10 protein-coding genes are annotated in these 9,306 nt (G+C 32.4%); all 10 read right to left on the reverse strand.

The genetic code is table 11. The features are described 5' to 3' along the window. Window positions 1-1,064: hypothetical protein (locus VJJ03_RS11250; protein WP_323975661.1), on the reverse strand; the 1,064-nt coding region annotated here is incomplete at its 3' end. A gap of 45 nt (window positions 1,065-1,109) precedes the next feature. Beyond that, window positions 1,110-1,967, reverse strand: a complete 858-nt coding sequence (locus tag VJJ03_RS11255; RefSeq protein ID WP_323975662.1) for a hypothetical protein — start codon at window positions 1,965-1,967, stop codon at window positions 1,110-1,112. Beyond that, entirely contained in the window at window positions 1,924-2,475 is a 552-nt protein-coding gene (locus VJJ03_RS11260) for a hypothetical protein (protein ID WP_323975663.1), read from the reverse strand. Before VJJ03_RS11260 ends, VJJ03_RS11255 begins: the two co-directional genes overlap by 44 nt. Before the next feature lie 180 nt (window positions 2,476-2,655). Continuing rightward, window positions 2,656-3,186: a hypothetical protein gene (locus tag VJJ03_RS11265; protein WP_323975664.1), complete on the reverse strand. Its 531-nt coding sequence runs from the start codon at window positions 3,184-3,186 to the stop codon at window positions 2,656-2,658. 143 nt (window positions 3,187-3,329) lie between these two features. Continuing rightward, window positions 3,330-3,803, reverse strand: a complete 474-nt coding sequence (locus VJJ03_RS11270) for a hypothetical protein (RefSeq protein WP_323975665.1) — start codon at window positions 3,801-3,803, stop codon at window positions 3,330-3,332. Between the two features lie 80 nt (window positions 3,804-3,883). Further along, window positions 3,884-4,573, reverse strand: a complete 690-nt coding sequence (locus VJJ03_RS11275) for a hypothetical protein (RefSeq protein ID WP_323975666.1) — start codon at window positions 4,571-4,573, stop codon at window positions 3,884-3,886. A 237-nt stretch (window positions 4,574-4,810) separates the two neighbouring features. Continuing rightward, on the reverse strand, window positions 4,811-5,494 hold the full coding sequence (locus tag VJJ03_RS11280) for a hypothetical protein (protein WP_323975667.1): 684 nt from the start codon (window positions 5,492-5,494) through the stop codon (window positions 4,811-4,813). Beyond that, window positions 5,491-7,407: a hypothetical protein gene (locus VJJ03_RS11285; RefSeq protein ID WP_323975668.1), complete on the reverse strand. Its 1,917-nt coding sequence runs from the start codon at window positions 7,405-7,407 to the stop codon at window positions 5,491-5,493. The genes VJJ03_RS11280 and VJJ03_RS11285 overlap by 4 nt, the downstream gene beginning before the upstream one ends. 4 nt (window positions 7,408-7,411) lie before the next feature. Further along, the gene (locus VJJ03_RS11290) at window positions 7,412-8,419 is read right to left on the reverse strand and encodes a LysM peptidoglycan-binding domain-containing protein (RefSeq protein ID WP_323975669.1); all 1,008 of its coding nucleotides are present in this window, start codon (window positions 8,417-8,419) and stop codon (window positions 7,412-7,414) included. A gap of 23 nt (window positions 8,420-8,442) precedes the next feature. Beyond that, window positions 8,443-9,306, reverse strand: an 864-nt coding sequence (locus VJJ03_RS11295; RefSeq protein ID WP_323975670.1) for a TssN family type VI secretion system protein, incomplete at its 5' end; no start/stop codon positions are given.

The raw sequence follows: 9,306 nt of genomic DNA on the forward strand, positions 1-9,306 counted from the left end.
CCATCGGGTTTCTTGCCGATATAATCCAAGCGGCTTAGGTTGTTGTACAAGTCTTCTATCAAGTCCATAAACTCTTCTGTTACTTTGATATGCTTGCGGATATGGTTGTGGTTGTAGTGGGTGTTGATAAGGGTATTGAATACCTGCTCAAAAGCACCTTGGGTAAGGTTGCACCACTCAGAAAAATAGTTCAGTAGTTCCTCTTTGCCTGCTCCTGAATGAGCATCTGTAAAGTTCTTCACAATACGTGCAAAGGCTGTTACTGAAAGCAGTAATTCACAAGGTGGGTTATAAGGCGACAGCAGTTCAAAGCGGTTGATTTCCTGCCCTAAAAACACCAACATACGCTCATCTATCTTGTCTATCATTGCTGATAGCTCATTATTCTGCTTTTTGATATGGATTTTCTGTGAGATTTGTATGGCGTAGTTCTCCATCTTAGCATAAAAGCTGCGAATGCGATGGTAGAGGTTTTGTAAGGAAGGGTGTGCTATCACGCAGCTACAAGGTGGAATATAGGTGTCATCCAAGCGCACTTGTCCGTTTTCTACAATTACCTTTCCAATCATAAGGTACTCATCGCCAAAATCCTTATTCTTTAATTCTTCATCTGTATAGAGGTAAAGGGAGTAGGTAGGGCGCAAAAAAGGAATACGCGGTGGGTATTCTTGTGTTGCTGCCTCTCCATAAGGAGTTGGTTTAAACAATTCAGCGGTGATAAACACAGAAAAAGTGGCATTACCCTTCATTTCTGTCATATCCTTGCTCAGCGTTAAGGTTTGTCCTTCTTGTGAGGTACTGATTTGTATACGTATTCCATTAGGAGTAACAGCGTGGCACTCCTCAAGGGTTAGTTGCAGGCAGTTGTAGTGATCCATCAGCACGTGCATCTTTACCGAATCGCCTGCCACAGGATGTAAGCCGTAGTTAAGGTCTGTGGTTTGCAAGGCTATGGCATCTCTAACGCTGTCGGTAACAAAGTCCTGTACAGCGATAAAATGGCTGCTGCTTAGCTTCATTCCGTCTATCCAATTTACAGGATAATGGGTGAGTAGATTGTTCATTGTTCTGTCTTGTTTATTTGTTTTGCAAAGGTAAGGGTTTTTTATTTAAGGTTTATAGTCTTCCCAGCCATATTTTTTATATTCAGGAGCAGGAGAAAATTCAGCTGCACCCCAATCTAAGTCTCCTGAGCAAGGGATGCGACAAATGCCCCAATTAGCTACTTTTTTAACTCCTGTCTTATAACTTGTCCAAGTCCCTACAAATTGGTTGTTTCTATAGTCATCTGAATATTCTTCAATATCATCAAATAAAAACACTCCTTTATTGTTAATATACCATCTTAATAAAACCTTTCCTTCAAAGATACCCGTAGCTGATAATTTTTTATCTTCTCTAAAATAATAATCAGCAATGATAATTCCTTGTGATTTTATTTTCCCCACCATATCATCCTCTAAACCTTTAGAATGCTCTGCAAAAAAATATATATGTTTGATTTTTATATCTCCTTCAAACAATCTTACATTTTTACCAACTTTTGTTTTCCCTTTTGCTATATAAAGACTATCATTTGTTGTTGATTTTTCTATTTTTAGAAAATTAATCTCTAATCTTCTTTTAATCTTTATATCAATAAACCCAATATAAGGAATAACCCCATAAGGAAAAGATGGTTTAGAGAGCATTGAACTTATATCAATGTTCCCTAAATCGAGTCTTCCTTTGCTATTAAAACCGCCATTTAAATAGCCAATCTCTTCCTTAATAAAATCTTCAAAATCACAATGTTCTTGTGCATTAGATATGGTATCAGATATGGTATCAGATTCGATACTTAATGATTCATTTAGTGGATCTTTTTCAGTGTTATTATTAACAACATTTTCACAAGAACTCACTGTCCCTATTAAAAATAAACTAATAAGTAATAATTTCATATTTTGTTTTATTTGTTTTCTCATTTTTTATCTCTTTTATCACCTCTTTTTTATTACGTCTTATTTGTGTTACTGTATATGTTTTAGAATTATGTGCTTTAGGAGCTATAAGACTGCCATCTTCTTGTTTTTCAAAATACCATTCTTTTCCGCCATCATCAGAACCTACATCCCAGAATATATATCTAACTTTTCCTTTATCACAATCTCTTCCAATTATGACTACATAATGATCAGTTGTCGTATCATTTATATAGATATTTTTGACATTTTTTTTGCCATTTTTTATTGTAGTTTCTTTAAATGTCCTGTTAAGTGTATGTTCCGCTCCTTCAGGAATAATTCCAAATTTTTTAATAATTTTTACACAAGTTAGATTACAATTTTTATTACCTTTTCCTTGAAATTCAAACTTCTTTTTATCACCTTGTAAATCAATATGCTTTTTATGACAATGTGGGCAAGCCCCTTCTTCTAATGGTTCTTCTTTCTTTACTTCTCCAACCTTTACTTTTACAGGGCTTTTACTCACTTCAATTCGCTTACTTTCAAAACTAAGTTCAAAAGTACCCGATTCTTTCTTACCTGCATAGGCTTCTACCTTTATATAATAGTTTTGTGTTTTTGCATCAGGGTCTAAATAATTTAAATCTATTCCTTTCTTAAATAGGGTTTCTGTTATCTTTTTTTTAGAACATAACTGAGATATAAATCATAGTATCCACTCTGCTTTTACTTTTCTCACACTATTACTCTTTAAAGAATCTATTAAAATAAAAGTCGTATCTCTATCCTTTCTATATAACTTTCTATATAAAATACCTTTTTTTTCATTATAATTAAAATAAAAAGTATCTTGAGTTTCTGGATTTTCCATCATTTGTAAGTAATAGATTAAAAGAGAATCTTGTTGGGAAACCCTTTCTATTTTCCACTCATGTGGTTCCATAATATTTCGACCATTAATAAGCATTGAGTCAGTAAAAATAATTTTAGCCATATCATAATCGTCTTCAAGATATGGGTATACAGCAAGAAAGAGTTCTCCATCATCTTCATCTTTATATAAATAATAAAACTTTTTGTTCGCTAGTGGATTGTTTATTTTGGTATCAGATTCGATACTTAATGATTCATTTAGTGGATCTTTTTCAGTGTTATTATTAACAACATTTTCACAAGAACTCACTGTCCCTATTAAAAATAAACTAATAAGTAATAATTTTATTTTTTGTTTTTTCATTTGTTTTTTAAGATATTTATGCAATATAAAATAGAATTTACCTTTGTGTTATTATTTTTATTCCATTAACTTGATGATCAAAAAATTTAATTGAGGTGTCAAAGTATTTTCAGAGTGCAAATATATGAAATTATTCTGACACCTCAATTCTTTAATTCTTCATCTGTATAGAGGTAAAGGGAGTAGGTAGGACGCAAAAAAGGAATACGCGGTGGGTATTCTTGTGCTGCTGCCTCTCCATAAGGGGTTGGTTTAAACAATTCAGCGGTGATAAACACAGAAAAAATGGCATTACCCTTCATCTCTATCATATCCTTGCTCAGCGTTAAGGTCTGTCCTTCTTGTGAGGCACTGATTTGTATACGTATTCCATTAGGAGTAACGGCGTAGCACTCTTCAAGGGTTAGTTGCAACTGGTTGTAGTGATCCATCAGCACGTGCATCTTTACCGAATCGCCTGCCATAGGTTGTAAGCCATAGTTAAGGTCTGTGGTTTGCAGGGCTATGGCATCTCTAACGCTGTCGGTAACAAAGTCCTGCTCAGCAATAAAATGGCTGCTGCTTAGCTTCATTCCGTCTATCCAATTCACAGGATAATGGGTGAGTAGATTGTTCATTGTTCTATCTTGTTTATTTGTTTTGCAAAGGTAAGGGTTTTTAAAATGAATGTATTATTCTTTTTTATGATAAATTAATTCTATTGTTTTACTATCTTTCCCGTTTCTGTAATTTTAAATACATCTTTCCATTCTAAAAGGAGATTTTCCCCTTCATTCACCTCGGGAGCACAACCAAATTCTGTATTAATTTTTATCAAAAAATTTTTATCTATACAAAAATGTCTATCCCCCGAACACTCCGAAACAAATTTATAATAAACAATTAAGCTATCTATATAATTTCCTTGTTTATCAAATGTTTGCAACTCTATTCGAGGTATTATTAATTCTGAAATTTTGATATATACATAAAAAACCCCTATAACCTCCTCATTTATTTTAATTTTCTTTACAGCAAAAGGTGGCGAATCTTCTCTATCCTGATAATAAGGAAAAAGTTTAAAAAAAGAATTATCTTTCTCTGTCAAAAAATCAATCGTACCTTTATGAAAAAGGGTATTGATTTCTTTGTCTAATGATTTTTTTAATTTATGATATATCAAAAAAGTATCTATTTCTCCATAGTAATTATTACTTGGATTCAAAGGTGATTCTATGCAAAAAGGTAACAAAATTTCTTCCAAATCATCAAACGAAATTTCTTTTTTAGGATAACTTAACTCTTGCTGAGTTGTAATTTCTTTTTTCCTTTCTTTCTCTGTAATGTTTGGTTTTTGCTTGCAAGCTATAAAATTAGTAAGTAATAAAAACAAAATTATCTTTTTCATTTTTCTATTATTTTAATTAAACTATGGTCAAATCCTGTTAAATGTAGATGATGATAATGGTTATATCCTCCTACTCCTGTTTTTTTCATATGTTTCGTATGGTTTAAAAGATATTTGCTATTACCATTGTAAGTGAAATATTCGGAATACATTTTTTCTAATCGTCCCCAACCAAATAAATATAATGCATCGTTAAATTTATTTTGTTGTTCTACATCAAAGGTTTTAAATTGGAATTTAATAACAAAAACTAAAATTAACTAATTTACGATTATTTTCTTTCCATTTTACCCATTTTGTAATTTCTTTAAAATTTTCGTCATCTCCTTGACCACAATCAACATTTACTGATTTAATTAACATAGAATCATTTTTTATTTCTAAAACATTATAGTAAAATTCATCTTGTTCTTTTAATCGAATAAATGCAGATTTTATATATTCTTCCCAAGTAACAAAAGAATATTCAACTTGTTTTGAAATTAACTTTTGTTCTCCATTTACATATATAAGTAAATAATCTTTATTTGTTTTAGGGTTTTGAGCGTCAAAACTAAATACTTGAATTTCAACATCTGGAATAATTTCTCTTACAATAATATCGGTAGGAAATTGTAATTTATAAGTTGTGTATTTTTGATTATCAAAACGATTTACTTCCTCATAAGAACAGATTTTACCAAATAAGGTTTTATCTGTATTTAAAATTTCTATTTCCTTAAATCCTTCCAATAAATAAACAACACCTTCTCCTCTAATAATGCTATCTGTAATGATTGAAACTTTGTTATTTTCTGTAATAGAATCTGACAATTTCATTACAAAGGTATTCTTATTATCAACATTAGCTTTTTGTTGAGTATTATTACAAGAAAAAACACTTGTAACTAATATAAAAAATGTAAAAAATTGTTTTTTCATAATTTTATTTCTTTATATTTAGGGTTGTAGCCTTCTTTTCTAATATGTAAATGGTGGTGATGATCTGTTATATGTGTAGAGTTTTTCAGTATAAAATTAGATTTGTTATTCAAATTTATGTAATAACTATAAAAAGAAGAATAGCCAAAAAGACAAAGAGCATCTATAAATTTTTCTTGTCGTTCTACATCCAACATATTAGGGTTTGTATTAATGTGTAAACTCTTAATTAATTTATCTTTTCTTAAATATCTAAAATCAAGAGAAATACCATTTATATGAGTTACGCTCGGTGCTCCTGTCCCATCTTTACTTGTTGACCCATTAAAAGAAAAATCTTCATAACCGCACATTGCAATGGCTCCTAATAAAGAAGCAAAAGCAAGAGGATTTATATACTCTCTTGTTGTATTATCCGCTAACTTTATTATAACATTATTTTTCACATAGCTTATAGGGAAAGGAACCTTAATGAGTTCACTCTCTCTTTTTCCTAATTTATAATATCTTGTTTTGCCATCAACTACTCTCGTTTCCCAAATACCTCCAGTTTTTGTATCCCCAATTTTTCTACTTCCTTTTTCCCAAATTTTAACTTTATGCCATTCCGCTATACAAACCTCGTGTTCATTGCCTTTTTCATCGTGATACACGTATTTATATTTTTGCTTAAATTCTTCTGCTATTTTCTTAGGTATGTGCTTTTCTATGCGTCCGTCATGGTAAATGTGGTAAGTTACTATTGTAGATTGTTTTTTATTCTCCTCTTCTTTCTTCTTCCCATCATCAACCATTACTTTTACGGGGCTTACTCCAACATCATAAACTACACTCTCAAAGCTAAGTTCAAAAGTACTTGATTCTTTCTTACCCGCATAGGCTTCTACTTTTATATAATAATTCTGTCTCTCTGAATCGCTGTCTATTCCAAAAAAGTCTATCCCTTTTTTAAAAAGGTTTTCTGTTATTGTAATCTCACTATCAGTATGAACATCATCGTTAATAACAAGTTTTCTAAGCCAAATCACATCGTCTTTTATAACGTCTTTCTCTAAAATAGTATACCTAACTAAAACTCCTATCATATCCTCAGACTCTATACAAACACGTACAGAGTCCCCAACTTGTATTTTATTGACTTTCTTTCCATTAGCATCTACAAAATAGGCATTTTTGATATTTTTTTTAAGATGTGCCTGAACCTCATTGCTATCCTTGGTTATCATATTTTTGTTCAAACCAAAACTCGCCGTTACAAAAAACTCGTGTTTGTTTCCCTCCCCATTTTCAGGAGCTTTTTGATTGGCTAAAAATTGAAATACTTTCTTATTGCTTAATAAAGGAATTTCAACTCTTGCCATACCATATCTATCAACCTCCGCTAAGAAATCTTTGACGTGAGTTCTGTCTTTTTCATCACGTTCATAGAGATTAAACGTAATTTTTTTACCTTCTAACCCTTGTGTTTTTGCAATAGCTATTAAAGTATCTTGATAGCTTACCTTTGTTATACTTCCTGTTCCCTTTTTTATAAGGTGTACTTCTAAAATCTCAGGTTTAATATTATGCCTTGTTGTTGGCTTCTCTTCTTCTTTTTTAATCTCTATTTCAAGTGAAGCCTCTTCTGAGAATTTACTTAGCTCAGAATTTTCTTTTCCTTTTACTTTTTCAGCATCATATATTTTAATAATAAATGTACCTCCGTCTTTTCCAAAAGATCCAAATTTCATTGGTTCCAATGGTTTTTTATCTTCTTTTATCTCATTAATAAAAGGATTACCATTTCCCTTCTTATAGATACACCATCTATATCTTTTAGAAGTTTTTTCGCCATTTATGGTAACGTAAAAAGTTCCTCCTTTGGTTGTTGGCTTATTTTTTTCATCGAATGTAATTGCTATTTTGTCTGGCATATTTTTAGTGTTTTATAGATTTTAGATTGATACTATTCTTTCTATACAATTTTCCTTCATTATAGAGCGTTATCTCTGCATCTATTTTGAGAAGTTGCTGTGTATCTCTTTGGGTTCTATATGTAATTTCAAAACTACTTCTAATGGGAGTTATATCATCTATAGCTCTAATACCGTCCAACAAATCCCATAGGTTATAATTCCTCTTTAACTCACCCTTTACAATTGTTACAATTTCCTCTTTTTCAAATACCACTTCTGCTTCTAACTCATAAGGAATAAAAGCACTGCCCTGCACGGGGCAAAACTCCTCTTCCCATTTTTCGTTCTCTTTATGAAACCACTCCATACGAGGGAAAAGTACCTGATTTAAGAACGACATCTGTAAGCGTTCCAATATATATTCCTTATCTATCAGTTTTTCATAGAAGGTATCGGTATAGCTTTTGGCTAATTCTCCTTCAAAATAACCTTCTATATCAATACGCTTTTGCGTAAATCGCTCAATGATTTCTCGGTGGTTTTCTATATCTGTAATACCTCCATTTACAGATAGATGGTATTTTAATGGTTGAATCGCCTGCATACAAGCCGTTGCTAACTCGGTAAATTTAGTATCAGCCTCCTGATAAGTTGTATTTACAATCATACTCCAACCTTTTTCGGCTTTTTCCATCTGTAAAGAAAGTGAATAGTCTGTTTTTACTTCTTTATCTGAGGTAAGAACGACTTCTTTTACATCATAATCCTTTGCATAAAACTTCTTATCCAAATAACGCGAAGGGCGTTCTTGTTCTTCTAGTACAGCCTGTTGATGCTCTTGTAAGATGATGAGTTCTTCTTCTGAAGGAAGAATAATGCGCTCCGTTTTGGAAGTTAGCTTTTGTTCCAATAGTTCCCACAGCTCACAACGCATATTATGATAATGCCGCAAATCACTCACTGAGATTTGAAACTTCTCAGCAATCAACTGTAAGGTATCCCCTTTCTTTACCTTGTATATACGACTCATAAGCGTGTCATCTTAGGGTTATACTATTGAAATTCATAGGTTTCGCCCTCTTCCTCCTTTTCTTCAGGTTTACTGTCTACACCTTCTTTTCTTATACAGAATATCACACTGTTCTCAACGATGTTATTGGAAAGAAGTGTGCCATCTGGAATAATAAATCGCGTTTTCTCATACCACTTAGGTTGCAAGTAAAAAATCCAGCGGCATAAGCCGTTGTCATCTTCTGTTTGTATGGGTTCATTAGAATGCTTTTCGTTGTAGTCCAACACAAAACTGTAGAAAAGTCTCCCAAAATCAATACGTGAGGGTGCTTTTGCTCTAAAAGAACTAAAATTCTCATCTGTTTCTTCCTTCTTTACTACTAAAGAGATGAGTACCAAATCACGCATTTCCTCATCCTTGATACTTCCTCTTTGTTTGTAATCAGCAGGGAACTGCCAAGACTCGTACTCCACAGGGGGTATGCTGATAGCTCTGTTAAAACTGTCATTAAGCAAGGTGGGCACAAAAAACCACAAGAAATGCATCAACATCCAATAAGCAAAGGTTACGTTATTGAGGAAGGAATAAATAAGCAAGAATGGAATGGTTGCAAAGGCTACTATCAGGATAGCAAAGAGATACTCAGTGAGTGCCTCTTTTGACTCAAACTTCTTAAAGTAGTAACGATATAAAAAGCAGTGGAGTATTCCCAGTCCTAATGAAGCTATCTGATAGAAGATAAACTCATATAGGTTGTTGTCTATAAAAAGGCGGCTATACCCCATCAGAGGAACAACTGCATAAGCAAATACAGCAGCACTTACATAAATATAGAACTTGGTTTTATACTTCTCCTTAAAACCACTTACTTTTGAGGCAAAAAACATCTTTAAGGCTACACAGCC

The sequence above is a fragment of the Capnocytophaga sp. G2 genome, from assembly GCF_035282625.1.
GTDB lineage: Bacteria > Bacteroidota > Bacteroidia > Flavobacteriales > Flavobacteriaceae > Capnocytophaga.